Here is a 21,090-nt window from a genome sequence, read left to right on the forward strand (position 1 = left end):
GAAGTACTCACGGGCGGCGGAGCCGCAACCGCCAGATACCGAGGTCGGAGGGCACCCCGCTGGGCGCGGGGGCGAAGAAGGCGCGTCGCCACGGCTTGACGCCGACACCCAGTTCGTCGAGGGTGCCCGGCTGCAGACTCGACAGCGTGGCGGACGACGCCATCACGTTGCCGTCGCCGCCCAGTCCCATCATGCGTGCCGCGATCGTCACGTCCACGCCGAGCCAGTCGCTGCCGATCTGCCGAGGCACACCGGTGTGGATTCCGACGCGCATGCGGGGGCGGTAGCCGTCCACCTCCACCTCCGCGAGCGCTTCCTGTGCGGCGAAGACGGCGTCGATCGCGCGGTCCGGGCTGGGGAAGACGGCCATCACGCCGTCCCCCAGGCGTTTCACCACGTGTCCTCCGCGGTCGACGATGGGGGTCTCCACGGCTCGGGCGACGTCGCGCAGCAAGGCGAGGGTGGCGCTGTCACCGGCGGGCAGCGACCAACTGGAGAAGCCGACCAGGTCGGTGAACACGATGGTCACTTCCTGCGTTCCCCGACCGCGTCCGGTGCGCTCGAGCAGCGCTTGCCACACTTGCAGCGCGCCGAGGCTCATCTCGCGGGACGCGCCGGGCTGGTGGTCGAGGAAGCGATCCGCGACGCGGGCGATGGCCCGTGCGCTCCCGGGTCCCGCCGTGGACAGCGGGTCGCCGAACGCGGGATCACCGGGCAGCGCGCGACGAAACCTGCGCAGCCCCTCGATCAGCTGCGGCTGCCGGTTGATCGATCCCACCCAGCCCAGAACCTTGTCGCCTCGTTTCGGTGTCTGCGCAGCGTCGAGTTCGGCACTGTTCTCTTCGGCCGGGTCGTCGCTCACGGGAGTAAGGGTAACCCAGCGTCACATGCACAAACTCGTGACGAATCGGACATCACTCCGCGGCCCGCGCCTTCTCCCGGTCCGCGCCGATGGGGACACCGTTCGGTCCGGCGAGGGACTCCGCGTACACCCCGACGGCATACGCGACCGCGGCGGCATTCTTGGCGAGCGCGGCCCGGTTCACGTTCTCGAGGGTGTCGGTCGCGCTGTGGTAGTTCTCGTCGTACACCACATCCGGGGTGCCGCCCCACTTCTGTGCCTGCTCGGGGGTCTTCGTCTCGTCGGCGCCGCTGAACACGCCGCCCGAGGGGATGCCGTGCTCGATGAACGGACCGTAGTCGGATCGGCCGTCGAAGTCCGTGCCGTCCGCGGCGACCCCGTTACCCTGAAGGAATTCGGTGAACGTGCGCTCGATGCCCGCGGAACCCTCCGGTCCGGGCCCCTCACCGACGTTGTCGGAGTTGTCGCCGTCGTACGCCAGATAGCCGGCGTTCTCGGAACCGAGCATGTCGAAGTTCAGGTACAGCGCGATGTCGTTCCGCTGGTCCTCGCTGAGGCTGTTCACGTAGGCCTCCGAACCGAGCAGACCCAATTCCTCGGCCCCCCAGAACGCGAAGCGCACCGCGTTGTCGACGTCGGGCGAACCGCCGAGCTGCACCGCCGTTTCGAGGGTCGCGGCGACGCCGGTGCCGTTGTCGTTGATGCCGGGACCGTCCGGGACGCTGTCCAGGTGGGCGCCGACCATCACGACGTTCTCCACCGAGCCGGTCTTCGTCTGGGCGATGACGTTGCGAGCGGTACTCGACTCGGTGGTGGTGTCGAGGGTGAGGGTGACGTCACCCCCGGCCTGCTCGAGTGCCGCGCCGTCCGCCTTGCTCACTCCGCCGGTGGGCACCTTGCCCATGTCCGGGTCGCCGAGGGTTCCGCCGCTCATCGGTCCGTCCTCGTTGTTGACGACGATCACGCCCGCGGCGCCGCGCTCGGACGCGAACTGCTGCTTGGCCGCGAACGGGCACACCCCTCGGTTGACGAGGACGATCGCCCCGGTGACGTCGAGGCCGTCGTAATCGGTGACCTCGCATCCCGGACTCTCGTCCTTGGGGGCGGGTACCAGGCGGGCGGTGATCCCCTCCGGACCGGTGGACGGCGAATACGCCAGCGCACGCACCTCGAAGTCGCGGTCGCCGGACCTGAGCGCCTCCGTCCGGACGTCGAAGTTGTGGAACTCGAATTCGGGGGTCTCGACGTCGAAGCCCTTGTCTTCCAGCACCTGTGCGACGTAATCGACGCTGGCGGCGTAGCCGGAGGTTCCGGCCGCGCGGTTGCCGTTGTTGTTCTCGGCGATCGTCTGCAGTTGCTCCAGGTGCCCCACCACACCGCCCTCGGTGACCGAGGCCGCGAGAGCGCTCGCGTCGACCGGCGGCGAATCGGGTTCGCTCGTCGACGAGCATCCGGCCACGATCATCGCACCGGCCACTCCGACTGTGAAGGCTCCCCGTAGTCGCATGTCGGGAGCCTAACGCAGAAGCACCGGTGGGCCGGCGCGAATGGATTTCGCACCGGCCCACAGGCTCCCGCCCCACCGTCACCCTCAGCCAGGTCTCCCGACGATCACCTGGCGGAGGAGCGGGGCGAAAGTACTGTATCGGGTGTCAGGCGTCGCGCTTGTTGACGACCACCAGGCCGGCCCCGAAGATCACGAAGACGAACACCGCGAAGTACACCAGGCTGCCCCACGGGCCCCAGTGGAATTCGACCCCCTGCGGCGCCCCCAGAAAGTTGTTGGCGTTGAGGAACGGCAGGAAGGGCATGATCTTCTCGCCGAACGAGCCGAACAGGTTGAACAGGCTCTCGATCAGCAGCGGCCACAGCAGGAGCAGGGCGATCGCACCGGCCGACTGACGCAGCAGCGTGCCGACACCGACGGCGAGAACCACACACAGGAACGCGTAGATCGGGACGCCGTAGATCGACCGCCACGCGTCGTCACCCGACAAGGTGAGCGCCGCTCCGGCCTCGTCACCCGCGGTCGCCTTCGCGATGGCATACGCGCCGAACGTGAGCACGAACGTCAGCACGGCGCCGAACGCGCCGATCAGACCTGCCTTCGCAATGAGGACGGACGCCCGGTTCGGGATGGCCTGGAACGTGGTGCGGATGACGCCGAACCGGTATTCGCTGGTCACGGCGAGCGCCGCGAGGATCATCAGGACCAGCACGCCGAATCCGGAGACCCCGCCGACCGCGTCCGACATCTGCGGCAGGAACGGATCGAAATCCGGTTGCTTACCGTCGGCGATCTGGTTGTTGAAGGAGTTGATGCTCGCCTTCGCGCTCAGCCCGATGACCGCGGCGAGGCCGAGGCCCAGCACGATGATGACGACCGTGCACCACCACGGCGACCTCGTCGACGTGATCTTGATCCGTTCGGCATTGAGAACAGCCATTACAGTGCACCCCTCATCACATCTTCGACGCCCTCTGCGTGGTACTGCACGTCGTCTCCGGTCAACTTCATGAAGGCGTCCTCCAGCGATCCGCGCTGAGATGCCAACTCGTGCAGGACGATGCCCTGCGAACCGGCGATCCCGCCGACGACGTCCGTCGACGAATCCACCACGACGAGCGCCTGCTGCCCGTCCGATCCGTCCTCACGCACGGTGAGCCCGTTGGACGTGAGCGCGCTACGCAGCGCGTCCAGCTGTGGGCTCCGCACGCGCACCGTCGATTCCGACGACTTGCTGACGAACTCGGACACGGTGGTGTCGGCAATCAGCCGCCCCCGGCCGATGACCACCAGATGTTCGGCGGTGAGCGCCATCTCGGACAGCAGGTGACTCGACACCAGCACGGTGCGTCCCTCCGCCGCGAGGCGCTGCATGAACTTCCGGATCCAGACGATGCCCTCCGGGTCGAGCCCGTTCACCGGCTCGTCGAACAGCAGCACCTTCGGGTCGCCGAGGAGCGTGGCGGCCAGGCCCAGACGCTGGGACATGCCCAGCGAGAACCCGCCAGCCTTCTTCCCGGCCACCTCGGTGAGCCCGACGAGGTGCAGCACCTCATCGACCCGGCTCTTCGGCAACGAGTTGGACGCCGCCATCCACTGCAGGTGGGCGCGGGCCGAGCGGTTGGGGTGCACCCATTTCGCGTCGAGCAGCGCCCCCACCGTCCGCAGCGGCTGCACCAGGTCGCTGTACGGCTTGCCGTCGATCAACGCGCTGCCCGCCGTGGGGCGGTCCAGCCCGAGGATCATGCGCATGGTCGTCGATTTGCCTGCACCGTTCGGGCCGAGGAAGCCGGTGACCATACCCGGCTTCACGTTGAACGTCAGGTTGTCCACCGCCTTCGTCGCACCGAAGGTCTTCGAAAGTCCCCTCACTTCAATCATGGTGAGAAGGATGCCCGAACCTGCGGCCGTCGCGCATCGGCCGCAGGTCTACACCCGACTCGTCCCCTGGTACCGGTCGGACCCTGAGCGAGACCCCGACGCGACCCCGAGAACTACGACGACGCCTGAGCCCAGAACCGCTTGGGAATGCGGCCTGCGTGACGTGCCTCGTAACCCGCCACCACGGCCCCGCGCATCGCCGACGCCATGAGTGCCGGGTCCTTCGCCCTGGTCACAGCCGTGGCCAGCAGTACGGCGTCGCAGCCGAGTTCCATCGCGAGGGTCGCGTCGCTGGCGGTCCCGATGCCGGCGTCGAGGATGACGGGGACCCCTGCACCGTCCACGATCATCTCGATGTTGTGCGGGTTCGCGATACCGAGCCCGGTGCCGATCGGCGAACCCAGCGGCATCACGGCCACGCAGCCGGCGTCCTCGAGCCTGCGGGCCAGCACCGGGTCGTCGGTGGTGTACGGCAGGACGACGAAACCGTCGTCGACCAGTTGCTCTGCAGCGCTGACCAACTCGATGGCGTCGGGCATCAGGGTGCGTTCGTCGGCGATGACCTCGAGCTTCACCCAGTCGGTCTCGAGTGCCTCACGGGCGAGTTGCGCCGTCAGCACCGCCTCGGCCGCACCGCGACACCCGGCGGTGTTGGGCAGCGGCGCGATGTCGAGCCGGCGCAGCAGGTCCAGCACACCGGTGCCGCCTGCGGCGTCGACGCGGCGCATCGCGACCGTGGTCAGCTCGGTGCCGGACGCGACGAGCGCCTCTTCGAGCACCGTGAGGTTGGCTGCGCCGCCGGTGCCCATGATCAACCGTGAACCGAACGTGCGGCCCGCGATCGTGAGGCCCTTCTGCACGCCGGGCGTCGCGTCAGCCACCCTGCACCGCCGTGAGGATCTCGATCTCCCAGCCCCGGACCACGAGCTCGTCCCACCGGGCGCGCGGGAACACGGCGCCGTTGACTGCCACCGCGATGCCCTTGGTGGGCAGGTTCAGCACCTCCAGCAGCCCGGTGACGGTCAACGGTTCCGTGAACTCGTGGTCCTCGCCGTTGACGCTGATGCCGATCGGCACCACTACTTGCTGCTCACTCATCTCTACCTCGCTACTTTCTCGAAACGTTCGGGGTCGGCGGCTTTCGCCTCGACCAGTGCCGAGCCCTCCAACAATGCCACCGTCGCGTCGGCGGTCACCGGGGTGAGCAGGATGCCGTTACGGCCGTGTCCCGTCGCCACCACGACCCGATCGGACACCCGACCGATCAGCGGCAGGTTGTCCGGAGTCATCGGACGCAGACCCGCCGAGGTCTCGCGCAGTTCGTACTCGCCGATGGCGGGCATCAGCGCTTCGGCATCGGCGATCAGGTCGCGCACGCCGGCCACCGTGACCTGCGTGTCGTTGCCCGACTCGTACTGGGTGGCACCGACGACGATGCCGTCGGCCCGCGGCACCAGGTAGGCGGGCCTGCCGTGCACACTGCCGCGGATGGTGCGGCCCGGCGCGGGGGTCACCCCGGGACGCGAGCGCAACCGCAGGATCTCGCCCTTCACCGGGCGAACCGGAAGCCCGGGCCACAGGGCCGGCGACGCGATGCCCGCGGTGACGACGATCTGGTCGGTGCCCAGCCGGTCGAGGCTGTGCACGGCCTCCCCGATCAGCTCCACTCCGGCGTCGACCGCGCACCGTTGCAACGCCTGCAACAGCAGCCTGTTGTCCACGGCCAGTTCGTCGACGGCCAAGAGTCCCAACCTGACTCCGCGCCCCAGCATCGGCTCGAGCGCGCGGACTTCCACACGGCTCAGGATCTGCAGTTCCCGCCCCTGGGCACCCACCCATTCGGCGATGGTCCGCAGGTCCTCCGCGTCGGCGCCGTCCAGCGCGACGGTGAGCGAACTCTGCGACGTGAACAGCTCGACGCCGGCCCCGGCCTCGAGTTCCTTCCCGAATTCGGGCCACCGGTCGAGCGACGCGCTTCCCAGTTCGAGGACGCTCTCCTCGCCGGGCCAGCCCTCGGACAACGGGGCGAGCATGCCGCCCGCCACCCAGGACGCCCCCGAACCGATCGACGGGTCGTACAGCCGAACCGACCAGCCGTTGCGGGCTGCTCGCCACGCAATGGACAGGCCGATCACTCCGCCTCCGACGACGGATACCGATCTCGCCATTGAACTCCACCTCACTTCCTGCGCCGGCATGATCCGGGTCAGGTATGACGGTCGGGCTCGGCGTGAGCCCCTCTCAGCCCCACGTTCCCCGGGACTCCCGTGTTGCACTTTCACCGTAGAGGCTACCGTCATGCCGTGACCACCTCGCATCACAGCAACCTCACGGACCGTCGGCGCCGCCTCGGAACAGCACGTTTGTACCTGTGCACCGATGCTCGGCGCGAGAAGGGCGACCTGGCGCAGTTCGCCGAGGCCGCGCTGTCCGGCGGCGTCGACATCATCCAGCTCCGCGACAAGGGCTCGGCCGGAGAGAAGAAGTTCGGCACGATGGACGCCCGGGACGAACTGGCGGCACTGTCGGTGCTCGCGGCCGCGGCCAGGCGGCACGGAGCGCTGCTCGCGGTCAACGACCGCGCCGACATGGCGCTGGCGGCCGGGGCCGACGTGCTGCACCTCGGCCAGGGCGACCTGCCCGTCCCGTACGCACGGACCGTGGTGGGTTCCGATGTCCTGATCGGCCGCTCCACCCACAGTCGCGCGCAGGCCAGTCTCGCGGCGATCGAGGACGGCGTCGACTACTTCTGCACCGGACCGGTGTGGGCCACCCCCACCAAGCCGGGGCGGACCGCGTCGGGCATCGATCTGGTGCGATCGACCGCCGACTCGGAGCCGAACCGCCCGTGGTTCGCGATCGGCGGCATCGACGAGTCCCGCGTTCCGGAGATCCTCGCCGCGGGGGCCTCCCGCATCGTCGTCGTGCGGGCCATCACCGAGGCCCGCGACCCGCAGGCCGCCGCGCGCTCGCTGTCCGCCCTGTTGCAGCAGAACGCGTAGTTACGGCTGGTCCAGCCAGTCCAGCACCGTGGCGGGCGGCAGGACGACGACGGTGGCCGGCAACTGTTCGATCAGGTCGGGGTCGGTGGTGACGACGGCCGTCACCGTTCCCAGCGTGGTGCCGTGGCCGGCCGGTTCGGCGCTGCGGCCGACCGCGTCCAGGGCTTCGAGCACCTCGACGCGCGGCAACCACCCGTAGGTGCCGTCGGGCAGGTGCACCGTGCGGGGCAGGGCCTTCGACAACTGCGCCAGCGCGCCGCGTTCGCCCAGCACGTCGTGCCGGTCGAGCAGCAAACGCACCTCCGTGGTGCGCAGTTGCGGCCACCCCGCTTCGAATCCCGGGTGCAGCGGCAGCCCGGCCACGTCGGTTTCCCGCACCCAGCGCAGTTCGGTGCTCTCGCCGTTCGCGACGGTGGGCAGCGGGCGCTCCGCGTCGGCGATCACCGTGGTGTAACTCCAGCCGCTCGCGGCCTTCATCGTGACGACCTCGGTGCGGACGCGGATGGCCGCGCTCTCGATGCCGGCTTCCTCGTGCGCTTCGCGTACCGCGGCGTGGGTGGTGGTCTCGTGGCTGTCCCGGGCACCGCCGGGCAGCGCCCACGTGCCACCCTGGTGACTCCAGGCCGCACGGTGCTGTAGCAGCACGGCCGGCGTCTCGTCCGGGAGCGGCGCACGCAGCAACAACCCGGCCGCACCGTGCTTGCCCCAATGACGACTGCCGTCCGGCCCGGTTGCCCAGCCGTCACCGTCACCACGCATCGACTACCCCTGTCCGACCTGATGGGTCTCCCTGCAGTTCCCTCACACTAACGGTTTCTTCCGGAACTGCCCGTCGGCAGTCGTGAACCGACCGCTGCTTATATGCTCCCCACAAGGTGCGGCCATGACACGGGAGGGGTGCGAGGTGGTTCTGCGTGAGGCACCGTCGATCGAACCCCACGGCAGCCGCGCATTGTCTGCCGCCGCGGACGACGACGTCGACCCCGCGGTGGCGCGCCGCAAGGAACTGCGCGCGTTCCTCGCATCGACTCCCGCCAAGCTCACCGCCCTCGGCGCCCTCCTGATTCTGCTCACACTCACAGCCGGGTTGGTGGCCGCCTCGACGGCGAACAGCAGGGAAGCCACCCTCGACAGTGTCCTCGCGGAGACCGAACCGCTGTCGTTCTCGGCGCAGAACCTCTACAGCGCCCTGTCCGTGGCGGACGCCGCGGCCACGACGGCGTTCATCTCCGGCGGTCTCGAACCTCCCGAACTCCGCGACACCTACGCGCAGGCGATCGGCACCGCCTCCGCCGACCTCGTGTACGCGTCGGGCGGTCTCGCGGCGAGCGACGTGGACAGCCGCCGACTGCTCGCCTCCATCTCCAGCGACCTCAGCGTCTACGCCGGTCTCGTCGAGACCGCACGGGCCAACAATCGCACCGGCCATCCCGTCGGCGCGGCCTACCTCAGCGAGGCGTCCACGCTGATGCAGACGAGCATGCTGCCGATGGCGCAGCAGTTGCACGCCCAGCAGGAAGCCGCCGTCGCGGACACGCAACGGGACTACTCTCGCCCACCCTGGCTGGCGCTGATCCTGATCCTCGTCGCACTCGTCGCGCTGCTCGTCGCCCAGATAGTCATCGCGAGACTCAGTCGGCGCACGTTCAATCTCGGGCTGATCGTGGCGTCGTCGTGCACGGCGATCCTCCTGGTGTGGATGCTGGTCGCCGGTCTGGTCTCCTCCGTCGACACCAAGCGGGCACTGACCGAGGGCGCCCGCCCGATGCACGAGTTGACCGCCGCCCGCATCCTCGCCCAGCAGGCCCGCACCGAGGAGACCCTCAAACTGGTCCGCCGCGACTCGAACGGCGACTACGACGCCGTCTTCGAGGACAAGTCCGGTCAGCTCGACACCCTGCTGTCGAGCTACCCCCACGACGGCGACCGCGCGGTCGGCCACGACGAGGTGGCGCGGGCGCAGGAGGCGTGGACGCTCTGGTCCTCGGCGCACGACCGCATGAACGAGATCCTCGCCAAGGGCGACTTCGCCTCGGCGGCAACGGTCGCCATCGGACCGGGACCGTCGGATTCCGCGGCGCAGTTCACCGCCGTCGACGACGCGCTCACCGACGGAATCGGCACCGCCCGCGACCGTCTGCGGTCGCATGTCGAATCCGCGGCCCGCGTGCTGACCGCGCTCGGTTCCGGTGCCCTCGTCCTGACGCTCATCGCGTTCGGCGGAATTATCATCGGGTTGTGGCCTCGGTTGCGGGAATACCAGTGAGGGGGCGCCGGATCGCGCTGGTGCTGGTGGCGGCCACGTTGCTGATCGGCGGGTGCGCCGAGTCGAGTCCGGCGCACGTCGGATCGCCGAGCGTGTCGTACACCGAGCCCCCGCTACCCGCGGCCGCGACGCCGGCGCCCGAGACGAGCGCTGCGCCACCGACCCCGGAGAAGGACTGCGGCGATCCCACCGCGAGCCTGCGCCCGTTCCCCGACACCGACGCCGCACCGCCGATGCCGACGGTCGACGCCATCCGCGCGCGGGGGCGTCTGGTCGTCGGCCTCGACACGGGCAGCAATCTGATGAGTTTCCGCGATCCGGCGACCGGGGCCGTCCAGGGCTTCGACGTCGACATCGCCCGGGAGATCGCACGGGACCTGTTCGGCGATCCCGACCGGCTGGAGTACCGCATCCTCACGTCGGCGAATCGCGAGAAGGCACTTCAGGAGTCGATGGTCGACATCGTGGCCAAGACGATGACCATCACCTGCGACCGGAAGGAACGGGTGGCGTTCTCCTCCGAGTACTTCGAGGCACAGCAGCGGGTTCTCGTCGTGAAGGGCTCCCCGATCCGCAGCGCCGCCGACCTGGACGGGAAGCGGGTCTGCGTCGTCCGCGGCACGACGTCGCTGACACGGCTGCAGCAGGTGGCGCCCACCGCGGACATCCTGACGGTCCCCATGTGGTCGGATTGCCTGGTGGTCCTGCAACAACGGCAGGTCGATGCGGTGAGCACCGACGACACCATCCTCGCCGGCCTGGCGTCCCAGGACCCGTATCTCGAGATCGTCGGAGACAGCATGGGCGCCGAGCCGTACGGCGTCGGCATCACCAAGGCGAACGAGGACCTGGTGCGGTTCGTCAACGGCACGCTCGAACGGATCCGCCGCGACGGTACCTGGACCAGGATGTACGACCACTGGCTGTCGATGCTGGGGCCGTCCCCCGCCCCGCCGTCCGCCGTGTACCAGGACTGAGGGGACGCATGCCGCAACATTCGAAGAACCCGGAGTCCACCGACCCGGACATCGCCACCCAGGCCGCCGTCCGGGAGCCGGAGGAGGAGGCCACGCAGGCCGCGGTCCGGGAAGAACCGGACGAGGGTCCGGCCACCCAGGCGACGCCGACGTCCCGGCCGTCCGGCGCGTCCGGCACCGGCCGCTCGACGCGCTCACCGCGCACCCGGTCCGGGCAGCGCCTGCGACTCGGCGGCGGTCTCGTCGAGGTTCCCGTCGTGAAGACGCTCGACCCGGCGTCCGCCGTGATGACCGACCCGAAAGTCCCCGAGAGCAAGCGCTTCTGCTGGAAATGCAACAAACCGGTCGGCCGCACCAGTGCCACGTCCGAGGGCTCCGAGTTCGGTCTGTGCCCCTCGTGCGGAGCCACGTACGACTTCCGGCCGCTTCTCGGCCCGAACGAGTTTATCGGCGGCCAGTACGAGGTGCAGGGCTGCATCGCGCACGGCGGCCTCGGCTGGATCTACCTGGCCATCGATCGCAACGTCAGCGACCGGTGGGTGGTTCTCAAGGGCCTGTTGCACTTCGGCGACGCCGAGGCTCAGGCCGTGGCCGTCGCCGAACGCCAGTTCCTCGCCGAGGTGGCCCACCCGAGCATCGTGAAGATCTTCAACTTCGTGGAGCATCCCCGATCGGACGGGACCCCGATGGGGTACATCGTCATGGAGTACGTGGGCGGTCACTCGCTGCGGGACGTCCTGTCGACGCACGAGAAGCCCGAGCGCATGCCGGTCGAGCAGGCCATCGCCTACGTGCTCGAAATCCTTCCCGCACTGGCATATCTGCACTCCACCGGCCTGGTGTACAACGACCTCAAACCGGACAACGTGATGGTCACCGAGGACGCCCTCAAATTGATCGACCTCGGGGCCGTCGCGGGCATCGAGGACTACGGCTACCTGTACGGCACACCCGGGTTTCAGGCGCCGGAGATCGTCAAGACCGGCCCGACCGTGGCGTCCGACATCTACACGGTGGGGCGCACACTCGCCGTCCTGACGCTCGACATGCCGTCCGACAAGGGCCGGTACCTCGACGGGATCCCGTCCCCCGAGCAGGCGCCGCTCCTCGCGGAATACGAGTTCTTCCACCGACTCCTGTTGCGCGCAACCGACCCCGATCCGAGCCGGCGTTTCGCGTCCGCCGAGGAGATGGCGGGTCAGCTCACAGCGGTACTGCGGGAGGTGCTCGCGCAGCAGACCGGTGAGGAGCATCCCGGACTGTCGACCGTGTTCAGCAAGCAGAGAACGACGTTCGGCACGAACGAGGCCGTCGAGCAGACCGACGTGTACGTCGACGGCGTCGAACGGGACGAGAATCTCGATCCGCACTCCGTGGCGCAGGCGTTGGCGGTGCCCCTGATCGACCCGACCGATCCCAACGCCCCACTCCTGGCCGCCGCGGTGCACAGCGAACCGCAGCAGACACTGGAGTCCATTCGGCACGCGCGCGAGAACGGTATCGAACGAGTCGTCGGCGACCTCGACGTGTCGTTCTCCCGGGAACTCACACTCGCCGAGATCAAGGCGCACCTCGATCTCGGTGACGCCGCCACCGCCACCGAACTCCTCCGCGCCGTGGAGGGCGACATGGGCGGGAACTGGCGCGTCGACTGGTACGCCGGACTCGCGACGCTCATCGACGGCGAATACGAGACGGCGTTCTCCCGCTTCGAATCCGTGCTGAAGGCGATGCCCGGGGAGACGGCTCCCAAGCTTGCTCTGGCCGCCACCGCCGAACTGATTCTGCAGCACTGGGAGAGTTCCGATCCCCATCAGTGGCGGACGTTCGCCGAGAAGTACTACCGGACGGTGTGGCGGACCGACCACAGCATGGTGAGTGCGGCATTCGGGCTGGCGCGGCAACTCACCCAACGCGGCGACCTACCCGGCGCCATCGCCGCCCTCGATCAGGTTCCCGCGACCTCCCGGCACTTCACCATGGCCCGGATGACGAGTGTGCTGATGCTGTTGTCCGGCAAGCCGATCGAGGAGATCGACGAAGCAGCCCTCCGGGAGGCCGCACTCCGTGTCGCCGCGCTCGCACCCGAGGAGAGCCGGGCACTGCAGATGCGCACGCTCGTCTTGGGCACCGCACTGGACTGGATGCGTGCCGGTCACACGTCGGCGACGGAACGCGAACAGATCCTCGGTGTGCCGTTCACCGAACGGGGCCTCCGCAAGGGTGCCGAGGCAGGCCTGCGGGCGCTGGCCCGCAACGCCCCCGAGCGCACTCACCGGTACACGCTGGTGGATCTCGCCAACGCCATCCGGCCCAAGAGCCTGCTGTAACGCTCAGGCCCCGATCAGGTCCGCCGCAGCACGGGCGATCGCGAACTCCTCGTTGGTGGGCACGACCAGCACCTCCACGTCGGACTCGTCCGCCGAGATACGTCGTGCGTCCCGGGAATCCGCGCGGTTGCGGTCGTCGTCGACGACGATGCCGAGGCGCCCCAGCCCGGCCAGGCTGTCGCGGCGGACGTCGACATTGTTCTCGCCGACTCCTCCGGTGAACGTGATGACGTCGACGCCGCCCAGTTCCACCAGGTAGGCGCCGATGTACTTGCGGAGTCGGTGCACGTACACGTCGTACGCCAACGCCGCGGCCTCGTCGCCCTCGCCGACGAGCGTCAGGAGCGCCCGGAAGTCGTTGACCCCCGACAGGCCTTTGAGTCCGGAGTGCCGGTTCAGGAGGTCGTCGATCTGATCGACACCCATCCCGCTGCGGTGCAGGTGCAGGATGACACCGGGATCGACGTCCCCGGACCGCGTGCCCATGACGAGCCCCTCGAGCGGGGTCAGCCCCATGCTCGTGTCGACGGCCCGTCCCCCGCGGATCGCGGACGCCGAGGCACCGTTCCCCAGGTGCAACACGATCTGGTTCAGCTCGGACAGATCCCTGCCGAGTAACTCGGCCGCCTGGGCCGACACGTACTGGTGCGACGTGCCGTGGAAGCCGTACCGCCGGATGGAGTGCTCCTTCGCGACCTGCCGGTCGATCGCATACGTCGACGCCTCCGCGGGCAGGGTGTGGAAGAACGCGGTGTCGAACACCGCGACGTGCGGGATGTCCGGCAGCTCCTCCCGCGCCACCTCGATCCCGATCACATTCGCCGGATTGTGCAGTGGGGCAAGGTTCGAGAGTTCCGAAATGGACTGCACCACCGCGTCGTCGATGATCGTGGGTTCGAAGAACACGTCGCCGCCGTGGACGATGCGATGACCGACCGCGACGATCCCCGCCTCCCTCAGCGGTCGGCCCACCTCGGCGACGATGTCCGACACCATCTTCAGCCCGGCCCGGTGGTCGGCGATGTGAACGTGACGCTCCGCCAATCCGGTGCGGTGGTGATAGACGATGCGCCCCTCGGGCTCCCCGATCCTCTCGACGAGACCGGACGCCGAGGCCTTACCGGTGTCCGGGTGGATCAGCTGGAACTTGATCGACGACGAACCGGAATTGACTACCAGTACGGACCCCTCAGTCACTTCTCTGCTCCCTGCGCCTGGATCGCGGTGATGGCCACGGTGTTCACGATGTCCTCGACCAGCGCCCCTCGCGACAGGTCGTTGACGGGCTTGTTGAGGCCCTGCAACACCGGACCGACGGCGATGGCGCCGGCACTGCGCTGCACGGCCTTGTAGGTGTTGTTCCCGGTGTTGAGGTCGGGGAAGATGAAGACCGTCGCCTTCCCGGCCACCGCCGAATCGGGCATCTTCTTGTCGGCCACACTCTGCTCGATGGCGGCGTCGTACTGAATGGGGCCCTCCACCAACAGGTCCGGGCGACGCTCGCGGACGAGTTTCGTCGCGGAGCGCACCTTGTCGACGTCCGCGCCGCTCCCGGAGTCGCCGGTCGAGTACGACAGCATCGCGATCCGCGGATCGATGCCGAACTGAGCCGCCGTCTGCGCCGACGAGATCGCGATGTCGGCCAACTGTTCGGCGGTGGGGTCGGGCACCACCGCGCAGTCCCCGTACGCGAGTACCCGATCGGACAGGCACATCAGGAACACGCTCGACACCGTGGACACCCCCGGTTGCGTCTTGATGATCTCGAACGACGGCCGGATGGTGTGCGCCGTGGTGTGCGCGGCACCGGAGACCATGCCGTCCGCGATTCCCAAGTGCACCATCATGGTTCCGAAGTACGAGATGTCGGCCATCACCTCGCGGGCCCGCTCCACGGTCATGCCCTTGTGGGCGCGGAGCCGCGCGTACTCCTCGGCGAACGGCCCGGCGTGGTCGGACGTCCGGGGGTCGAGAACCTGTGCGTCACCGAGGTCGACGCCGAGTTCCGCCGCGCGGCGCCGCACCTGCACCTCGTCGCCGAGAATGGTCAGCGCCGCCACCTGCCGCTGCAACAGTCTCCCCGCCGCGCGGAGGATGCGGTCGTCGTCGCCTTCCGGCAGCACGATGTGCTTGCGGTCGCGGCGGGCACGGTCGATCAGCTGGTATTCGAACATCTGCGGAGTCACCACCGAGGGGATCGGCAACTTCAAGCGCTCCAGCAGTGTGGGTGCGTCCACCCGCAGTTCCATGACGCTCAGGGCGGTGTCGATCTTGCGCTGCGAACCGACCGCCACCCGGCCACGGGTCTGCGCGGCCGCACTGGCCGTGTCGAACGTGCCCAGTCCGGTGGTGAGGATCGGCAACCGCGGCTTCAGGCCGGCCATCAGCTTCGCGATCGCCGGGTGCGGCATCAGGCCGCCGTTCATGATGATGCCCGCCAGCGACGGGAAACCTTCGGCTTCATGCGCATTCACCATCGCCAGCAGCACGTCGGAACGGTCGGCCGGGGCGATCACCACCGTGCCCTCGGTCAACCGTTCGAGAATGTGCTCCGCCGTCATTCCGCCCACCATTACCCGCAGCGCCTCGCGGTGGAGAAGCTCGGGGTCGCCGCTGAACAGGCTGCCGTCGATCGACTCGAGGAGTTCGGCCATGGTCGGCGCGACCAGCAGCGGGATCTCGGGCAGGCTCCACGCGGGCACACCGGTGGACGCCAACGCGGCGGTGACCGCATCGAGCTCATCCGGGTCGCAGCGGTTCGCGACCACAGCGAGCGGATGGGCGTGGTGAGAAGTCAGTTCACCGATCGCGAGATGGGCGAGTTGCGCGACCTCCTCGGGGGTGCGCCGCGCTCCCTTCACGGCGAGCAGCACCGGTGCGCCCAGGTTGGCGGCGATCCTCGCGTTGTAACCGAGTTCGCTCGGGCTCGCCACGTCGGTGTAATCGCTGCCGATCACCACGACGGCGTCGCACTGCGCCGCCACCTGGTGATACCGGGAGACGATCTCGCTGAGCGCCCCGTCGGGATCGGCGTGGACATGCTCGTACGTGACCCCGAGGGCCTCCTCGTAGCCGACGTCGGCCGTCGTGTGTTCGAGCAGCAACTCGAGGATGTAGTCGGTTTCCTGCGTCGATCGGGCGATGGGACGGAAGACGCCCACCCTCGCCGCCGACGCACAGAGCATCTGCAGGACACCCAGCGCGATGGTGGACTTGCCGGTGTCCCCCTCCGGTGAGGCGATGTAAACGCTCGAGGGCTGGGATCGGGCGGGCGGATTCACGGGTGAGGGTGTCGCTGGCGCAGCCATGGCCATAGCGTATCCGGCCACCGCCGCCCGTCGATTGACACCGCACCCGCCGGGCGGTCAGATGGCCTATGGCCGAATCACCCTTCCCGACGTCCGGTGGGGCAGCGCGAACAGTGTCCTCCGCGAGCGGGGTTGTGTACGGGGCGGGCGGACCATCCGTCACCTTCCTTCGCATAGTTGCTGGCCTCGCAGAGCCCGGACCCGTTGTCCGCCGTCGTGGCACCGGATTCTCGGTGTGAGCGGATGTGGTCGTGATGCCGGATCGGCGCGTCGCACCACGGGGTGCGGCACGTCTGATCCCTCAGGTCGATCAGCTGTCGCAGGCTCTTCGGGAACGTGCGGGATTGCGATTCCATCGCCGTCAACGAACCCAACTGCGGGCACGCGTACACCCGCCGCAATGCTGTCTCGGTGTCACGGTCGACGGCGTCGGCCATCAACTGCCGGCACCGGCCCGAACCCCTGCAACTGCGCGGCCTCGTGACCACCGGCCAGCAGAGTCTCGTCCGAGAGCACCAGATTCACCGCCACCGGAACACCCGACGCCACCGCCTGCCCGGTGCCGCGGTCGAACAGCAAGTCCACCATTAGCTGATTGCGGGTGCGGCCGCCACTGTTCCCGGGGCAATCAAGCTGTCCGCATTCCGTCCCAACGTCGCTGTAGACACACCGCCTGCTCCACCGGCATCAGCACGCTCAGATACGCCATCGAGTCCGGCGCCGGCCGTGTCGTCACCCGACGCTCCGACACCGTCGAGAGTGGCCGGGTCCGAGCACAACCGGCGGTCCACGATCGCCCGATCCGTCGCCGACCGACATGCAGTCTCCCGCACCAGCAGGGTGGCTCGCCATTCGTTCAACCGGCCCTACCGCAACATCGCCAGGGTGTGCGGCATCTCGTGCACCAGCGCCTGCGCGAATTCGAGATGCCGGCCGCCGCGGTTCGGGGATTCTCTGCGCGCCAACGCAATCTGCGAGGCGATGCCGCGGTCCCACTCCACCCGTGGCACCCCCGCAGCCCTGCGATCTGCACGGATAGACGTGACGACGCCGTCGGTGATCACCGCCTGCGCCGCGCACCCGACCGATTTCAACGCCTCGATCGCGTCGAGCCACTCGATCCCCAACCCCGCGTCACCGTCGACGGAAACCCTCCGCAGCCGCGCCGTGAATACACGCAACTCCTCCAGATCCTGCGCCACCAATTCCCCCACAACCAACCTCCCCCAAGGCCATTCGAAACTTTGTTCGACTCTGGCAACAGCTCGTGAACAATGGCAATAGCCGCACGCCGCAAAAGTGCGTGCAGCCCAGCGCCGTACGGCGCTATACAAGAGATCGCGCGCCCCGCGCCGAGGAATGGAGAAGTAGTTGCCCACGAATACCGCACCGGATCCGATGACCCTGCACCCAGTTTCGGGTCAGCCTCGGGTGGTCCTGCTCAAACCGCTGATCGAGAACCCGCTGATCGAGGTCGGGGAGTACAGCTACTACGACGACCCCGAGTTCACGGAGGAGTTCGAAACACGCAATGTCCTGCACCATTACGGGCCGGAGCGGCTGATCATCGGCAAGTTCTGCGCATTCGCGACCGGGACGACGTTCATCATGAACGGCGCGAATCATCGCATGAGCGGAGTCTCGACCTTCCCGTTTCCGATCATGGGAGGGTCGTGGGCCCAGCATTCCGATCTGCTCGCCGATCTACCGTCGCGCGGCGACACCGTCGTCGGTAGCGACGTGTGGATCGGAGGCAATGCGACGATCATGCCCGGGGTGCGTATCGGGCACGGCGCGATTGTGTCGACCGGTTCGGTGGTGACGCGGGACGTGCCGGACTATGCGGTCGTGGGCGGGAATCCGGCCGTCCACATCAAAGACCGCTACTCGGAATCCGAGATCGCCGCGCTGGTGCGGATCGCGTGGTGGGACTGGCCGATTTCCGTCGTCACCGATCATGTGCGAACCATCGCCGCAGGCACCGTCGAGCAACTTCAGGATGTCGGCGACGGACTCGGCTGAATCAGCCGCGCGCCGCCTGCGGTGCGTCGGCGTCGAGGTCGAGTTCGCCGTCGTCGGCGAACACGAGGCGTCCGTCGTCGAGAGCGACGGCCCAGCGGTGCACGGGCGCCCAATCACGTCCGAGGAGTCCCTCCGACTGGGACAGGTCCGCGAAATCTTCGATCACGACACCGGGCGCGGGAGCGTCGGAGTCGCGGCGGACCCGAACGCGAGCGCCGACGACGACGTCGGGGCTGTGGGGCTGGGCGGCACTCTTCTGATCAGACATGGGTTCATTCCGCTTTCTGCAGGGTGATGCCAGGGCAAGGGATCATCCGGGCCCGCTGCCGAGAACTCACTACAGACGATCGGCAAATTTTGAGCAAGCCTTGTGTCGGAGTTGTGGGGATCATCACCGAGATCTTGACGTCCGAAGAACTACCGTGATTTGTCTACTCTTTATACACCAGAGGCATTGACGTAAAGAGCTTTCTTCGACATGATTAGGTGTAACTGCTAGACACACTGACATGGAGGATTTCATGGCACGCTCGACGCTCGCTATCCGCAATCCGAAGATCACGGATCGCCAGGACACCGGCGACCGGCTCCTCCAGTCCTCCGCCCGCATGTCGTACGACCCGACGGTCGAGGTCGACTGGGACGCGCCCGTCCCCGACGACCTGTACGGCCTCACGCCCGAGTGGTCCTCGCTGTACGGCACGCCGATGTGGGACGAGATGACGTTCGAGCAGCAGATCACGCTGACGAAGCACGAGGTGTCCTCGATCATGGGCACCGGAATCTGGTTCGAGATGATCCTCCAGCAGATGGTCATCCGGGACATGTACGCCAAGGACGCGTCGCAGGCCCATTTCCAGTTCGCACTGACCGAGGTAGCCGACGAGTGCAGGCACTCGGTGATGTTCGCTCGCACCGCCGAGAAGTTCGGTTGCCCCTCCTACGTTCCCCGCAAGTCGGTAGTGACGCTGGGTCGCGGGTTCAAGGCGCTCGCCTCGGGGGAGGTCGCATACGCCGGCATTCTCGTCGCCGAGGAGATCCTCGACGTCATGCAGCGCGACTGGATGAAGGACACACGCGTCCAGCCGATCGTCCGCGTCACCAGCAAGATTCACGTGGTCGAAGAAGCCCGGCACATGCGCTTCGCCCGGGAGGAGACACTGCGACGAGCCCAGGGTATGAGCAAGGCGCACCGTGCGGCGAGTCGCGCCTGCATCGCGATCGCGTCGAATCTGATCGTCTCCAGCATGATAAATCCCGCCGTCTACGCGGCGGCCGGACTGGACACCGAACGCGCTCTGCGTGAGGCGAAGAACAACCGGTTCCGGGCGGACAAGATCCGTGAGAGTTCGCAGCCGCTCATGCGGTTCCTGGACGACGCTGATCTGCTGGGCGGTCCTTCCCGGCACCTCTTCAAGCGCGTGAACATGCTCTGAGGCCCTTCGGGCCCGTGCGTGGTTGAAGAGTCCCTGTACTCGTCAACCACGCACGGGCGGCGAAGCCGCCTACCCCCGCAGCCGCGGCGCGAGGTCCCGCTCGAAGAGTTCCAGGAACCGCTTCTGATCGTGCCCGGGAGCGTGGAACACCAGGTGGTTCAACCCGGCATCGAGATACGGGCGGATCTGCGCCACCGCCTCATCCGGATCCGACGCCACGATCCACCGCTTCGCCACCTGCTCGATCGGCAACGCATCCGCCGCCCTCTCCATCTCGATCGGATCGTCGATCGAATGCTTCTGCTCCGGTGTCAACGACAACGGCGCCCAGAACCGCGTGTTCTCCAGCGCCAACTCCGGATCCGTGTCGTACGAAATCTTGATCTCGATCATCTTGTCGATCTCCGCCACATCACGGTCGGCCTTCTCCGCCCCCTCCGCGACCGCAGGCATCAACTTCTCCGTGTACAACTCCATGCCCTTACCGGACGTGCAGATGAACCCGTCGCCGCTCCGACCGGCGTACCGGGCCACCACCGGACCACCGGCCGCGATGTACACCGGAATCCCACCCTCGGGCACGTCGTAGATCGACGCCCCCCTCGTGGTGAAGTACTCACCCTCGAAATCGACCCGATCACCGAGCCACAGCTCACGCATCAACCGGACCGCCTCCCGCAGCCGCGCGAACCGCTCCTTGAACTCCGGCCACTCCCCCGCAAAACCCGTCGCGATCTCGTTGAGCGCCTCACCGGTACCCACCCCGAGCATGATCCGCCCCGGATACAGACACCCCATCGTCGCGAACGCCTGCGCCACCACCGCCGGGTTGTACCGGAACGTCGGCGTCATCACCGACGTCCCCAACTGCAACCGTGACGTGCGCTCCCCGACCGCCGTCATCCACGCCAACGAGAACGGCGCATGACCGCCCTCGTGCCGCCACGGCTGGAAATGATCCGACACCGTCGCCGAATCCATACCGTGCGCCTCCGCCAGAACACCCAGCTCCACCAACTCCCGCGGACCGAACTGCTCCGCGGACGCCTTGTAACCGAGCTTGAGTTCGTGGGCCACCGTGTACTCCTTCGTCTTCACGTCCGGTTCGCGAGATGCAAACCTCTTCTGCAGGTTAGAGCGCGGCCACCAGGCTGGCGAGCGCCGCTCCCAGTGCCACCACCGTCAGTGTCACCGCGAACAGCCACAACTCGTGGGGCGGCGGCATCGGTGCGCCGTCACGCAGGGCCTTCTCGACCTGCGACCACCGCCGCATTCCGACGAGGGCGGCTGCCGCGGCGAGACCGATCAGGATCAGGCCGAGGGTCGTCCGCACCCACCCGGTGCTGAATTCGGGGACCAGGTGGATCATCGCGATGCCACCGGCCAGGAGCGCGAGCGAACTCCGCATCCAGGCGAGGAACGTCCGCTCGCTTGCGAGGGTGAAACGCTCGTCGGGCCGGTCGTTGTCGGTCACCGAATCATCTTTACACCGGTTCACG

General features: G+C 67.9%; 19 protein-coding genes, 1 pseudogene and 1 riboswitch. Of the genes and pseudogenes, 6 read left to right on the forward strand and 14 right to left on the reverse strand.

Annotated elements, in window-relative coordinates; genetic code table 11:
* Positions 1-7 precede the first annotated feature (7 nt).
* From RHA1_RS10660 to thiO, 7 genes are all read right to left on the reverse strand, one after another.
* Complete coding sequence (locus RHA1_RS10660; protein ID WP_011594985.1) at positions 8-862, reverse strand: adenylate/guanylate cyclase domain-containing protein; 855 nt, start codon at positions 860-862, stop codon at positions 8-10.
* 52 nt (positions 863-914) lie between these two features.
* Positions 915-2,369: a M20/M25/M40 family metallo-hydrolase gene (locus tag RHA1_RS10665; RefSeq protein ID WP_041811337.1), complete on the reverse strand. Its 1,455-nt coding sequence runs from the start codon at positions 2,367-2,369 to the stop codon at positions 915-917.
* 145 nt (positions 2,370-2,514) lie between these two features.
* On the reverse strand, positions 2,515-3,309 hold the full coding sequence (locus tag RHA1_RS10670) for an ABC transporter permease (protein ID WP_009474852.1): 795 nt from the start codon (positions 3,307-3,309) through the stop codon (positions 2,515-2,517).
* The gene (locus RHA1_RS10675) at positions 3,309-4,250 is read right to left on the reverse strand and encodes an ABC transporter ATP-binding protein (RefSeq protein ID WP_011594987.1); all 942 of its coding nucleotides are present in this window, start codon (positions 4,248-4,250) and stop codon (positions 3,309-3,311) included. Before RHA1_RS10675 ends, RHA1_RS10670 begins: the two co-directional genes overlap by 1 nt.
* Before the next feature lie 113 nt (positions 4,251-4,363).
* Positions 4,364-5,131, reverse strand: a complete 768-nt coding sequence (locus RHA1_RS10680; protein WP_011594988.1) for a thiazole synthase — start codon at positions 5,129-5,131, stop codon at positions 4,364-4,366.
* Positions 5,124-5,348 (reverse strand): sulfur carrier protein ThiS, encoded by a 225-nt coding sequence (gene thiS, locus RHA1_RS10685; protein ID WP_005251712.1) that lies wholly within the window; start codon positions 5,346-5,348, stop codon positions 5,124-5,126. Before thiS ends, RHA1_RS10680 begins: the two co-directional genes overlap by 8 nt.
* 2 nt (positions 5,349-5,350) lie before the next feature.
* Positions 5,351-6,418, reverse strand: a complete 1,068-nt coding sequence (gene thiO, locus RHA1_RS10690; RefSeq protein ID WP_029539287.1) for a glycine oxidase ThiO — start codon at positions 6,416-6,418, stop codon at positions 5,351-5,353.
* Positions 6,417-6,529: riboswitch (TPP riboswitch) on the reverse strand. Its footprint overlaps the gene before it by 2 nt.
* 24 nt (positions 6,530-6,553) lie before the next feature.
* Here thiO and thiE point away from each other — a divergent pair.
* Positions 6,554-7,252: a thiamine phosphate synthase gene (thiE, locus tag RHA1_RS10695; RefSeq protein ID WP_005264846.1), complete on the forward strand. Its 699-nt coding sequence runs from the start codon at positions 6,554-6,556 to the stop codon at positions 7,250-7,252.
* On the opposite strand, the gene RHA1_RS10700 is transcribed toward thiE, so the two are convergent.
* A complete protein-coding gene (locus RHA1_RS10700; RefSeq protein ID WP_011594991.1) occupies positions 7,253-8,011 on the reverse strand; it encodes an NUDIX hydrolase in 759 nt (252 codons plus the stop codon).
* A 145-nt stretch (positions 8,012-8,156) separates the two neighbouring features.
* Between RHA1_RS10700 and RHA1_RS10705 the strand changes: the two genes are divergently transcribed.
* Genes RHA1_RS10705 through RHA1_RS10715 form a run of 3 tightly spaced genes read left to right on the forward strand, consistent with a single transcriptional unit; the run spans position 8,157 to position 12,825 of the window.
* Positions 8,157-9,518 carry a GlnX family signal transduction membrane protein gene (locus RHA1_RS10705; RefSeq protein ID WP_491731727.1) on the forward strand — a complete coding sequence of 454 codons (1,362 nt, stop codon included), beginning with the start codon at positions 8,157-8,159 and terminating at the stop codon, positions 9,516-9,518.
* Positions 9,515-10,495 carry a glutamate ABC transporter substrate-binding protein gene (locus RHA1_RS10710; RefSeq protein ID WP_011594993.1) on the forward strand — a complete coding sequence of 327 codons (981 nt, stop codon included), beginning with the start codon at positions 9,515-9,517 and terminating at the stop codon, positions 10,493-10,495. Before RHA1_RS10705 ends, RHA1_RS10710 begins: the two co-directional genes overlap by 4 nt.
* Before the next feature lie 8 nt (positions 10,496-10,503).
* On the forward strand, positions 10,504-12,825 hold the full coding sequence (locus RHA1_RS10715) for a serine/threonine-protein kinase (RefSeq protein ID WP_011594994.1): 2,322 nt from the start codon (positions 10,504-10,506) through the stop codon (positions 12,823-12,825).
* Positions 12,826-12,828: 3 nt separating this feature from the next.
* On the opposite strand, the gene RHA1_RS10720 is transcribed toward RHA1_RS10715, so the two are convergent.
* The 3 genes and pseudogenes from RHA1_RS10720 to RHA1_RS49330 all read right to left on the reverse strand — a co-directional run bounded on the left by RHA1_RS10720 (position 12,829) and on the right by RHA1_RS49330 (position 17,347).
* Positions 12,829-14,022: an acetate kinase gene (locus RHA1_RS10720; RefSeq protein ID WP_011594995.1), complete on the reverse strand. Its 1,194-nt coding sequence runs from the start codon at positions 14,020-14,022 to the stop codon at positions 12,829-12,831.
* Positions 14,019-16,139, reverse strand: coding sequence for a phosphate acetyltransferase (gene pta / locus RHA1_RS10725; RefSeq protein ID WP_011594996.1), 2,121 nt, complete (start codon positions 16,137-16,139; stop codon positions 14,019-14,021). The genes RHA1_RS10720 and pta overlap by 4 nt, the downstream gene beginning before the upstream one ends.
* Before the next feature lie 71 nt (positions 16,140-16,210).
* Positions 16,211-17,347: pseudogene (locus RHA1_RS49330) on the reverse strand (13E12 repeat family protein).
* A gap of 184 nt (positions 17,348-17,531) precedes the next feature.
* Here RHA1_RS49330 and RHA1_RS10740 point away from each other — a divergent pair.
* Entirely contained in the window at positions 17,532-18,155 is a 624-nt protein-coding gene (locus tag RHA1_RS10740; RefSeq protein WP_011595000.1) for a CatB-related O-acetyltransferase, read from the forward strand.
* Between the two features lies 1 nt (position 18,156).
* On the opposite strand, the gene RHA1_RS10745 is transcribed toward RHA1_RS10740, so the two are convergent.
* The gene (locus RHA1_RS10745; RefSeq protein ID WP_011595001.1) at positions 18,157-18,423 is read right to left on the reverse strand and encodes a hypothetical protein; all 267 of its coding nucleotides are present in this window, start codon (positions 18,421-18,423) and stop codon (positions 18,157-18,159) included.
* 253 nt (positions 18,424-18,676) lie between these two features.
* Between RHA1_RS10745 and RHA1_RS10750 the strand changes: the two genes are divergently transcribed.
* Positions 18,677-19,591, forward strand: coding sequence for an AurF N-oxygenase family protein (locus RHA1_RS10750; protein ID WP_011595002.1), 915 nt, complete (start codon positions 18,677-18,679; stop codon positions 19,589-19,591).
* A 69-nt stretch (positions 19,592-19,660) separates the two neighbouring features.
* Here the strand turns inward: RHA1_RS10750 and fgd are convergent, their stop codons facing one another.
* Positions 19,661-20,668, reverse strand: a complete 1,008-nt coding sequence (gene fgd / locus RHA1_RS10755; RefSeq protein WP_011595003.1) for a glucose-6-phosphate dehydrogenase (coenzyme-F420) — start codon at positions 20,666-20,668, stop codon at positions 19,661-19,663.
* A gap of 55 nt (positions 20,669-20,723) precedes the next feature.
* On the reverse strand, positions 20,724-21,065 hold the full coding sequence (locus RHA1_RS10760) for a YidH family protein (protein WP_005264833.1): 342 nt from the start codon (positions 21,063-21,065) through the stop codon (positions 20,724-20,726).
* Positions 21,066-21,090 lie beyond the last annotated feature (25 nt).

Source organism: Rhodococcus jostii RHA1 (assembly GCF_000014565.1).
Classification (GTDB): Bacteria; Actinomycetota; Actinomycetes; order Mycobacteriales; family Mycobacteriaceae; genus Rhodococcus_F; species Rhodococcus_F jostii_A.

Excerpts from the sequence above, each read along its gene's own strand:
- RHA1_RS10665 (WP_041811337.1), bottom strand. The coding sequence starts at position 2,369 with ATGCGACTACGGGGAGCCTTCACAGTCGGAGTGGCCGGTGCGATGATC.
- RHA1_RS10670 (WP_009474852.1), bottom strand. The coding sequence starts at position 3,309 with ATGGCTGTTCTCAATGCCGAACGGATCAAGATCACGTCGACGAGGTCG.
- RHA1_RS10675 (WP_011594987.1), bottom strand. The coding sequence starts at position 4,250 with ATGATTGAAGTGAGGGGACTTTCGAAGACCTTCGGTGCGACGAAGGCG.
- thiS (WP_005251712.1), bottom strand. The coding sequence starts at position 5,348 with ATGAGTGAGCAGCAAGTAGTGGTGCCGATCGGCATCAGCGTCAACGGC.
- thiO (WP_029539287.1), bottom strand. The coding sequence starts at position 6,418 with ATGGCGAGATCGGTATCCGTCGTCGGAGGCGGAGTGATCGGCCTGTCC.
- RHA1_RS10700 (WP_011594991.1), bottom strand. The coding sequence starts at position 8,011 with ATGCGTGGTGACGGTGACGGCTGGGCAACCGGGCCGGACGGCAGTCGT.
- RHA1_RS10715 (WP_011594994.1), top strand. The coding sequence starts at position 10,504 with ATGCCGCAACATTCGAAGAACCCGGAGTCCACCGACCCGGACATCGCC.
- pta (WP_011594996.1), bottom strand. The coding sequence starts at position 16,139 with ATGGCCATGGCTGCGCCAGCGACACCCTCACCCGTGAATCCGCCCGCC.
- RHA1_RS10740 (WP_011595000.1), top strand. The coding sequence starts at position 17,532 with ATGACCCTGCACCCAGTTTCGGGTCAGCCTCGGGTGGTCCTGCTCAAA.
- RHA1_RS10745 (WP_011595001.1), bottom strand. The coding sequence starts at position 18,423 with ATGTCTGATCAGAAGAGTGCCGCCCAGCCCCACAGCCCCGACGTCGTC.
- RHA1_RS10750 (WP_011595002.1), top strand. The coding sequence starts at position 18,677 with ATGGCACGCTCGACGCTCGCTATCCGCAATCCGAAGATCACGGATCGC.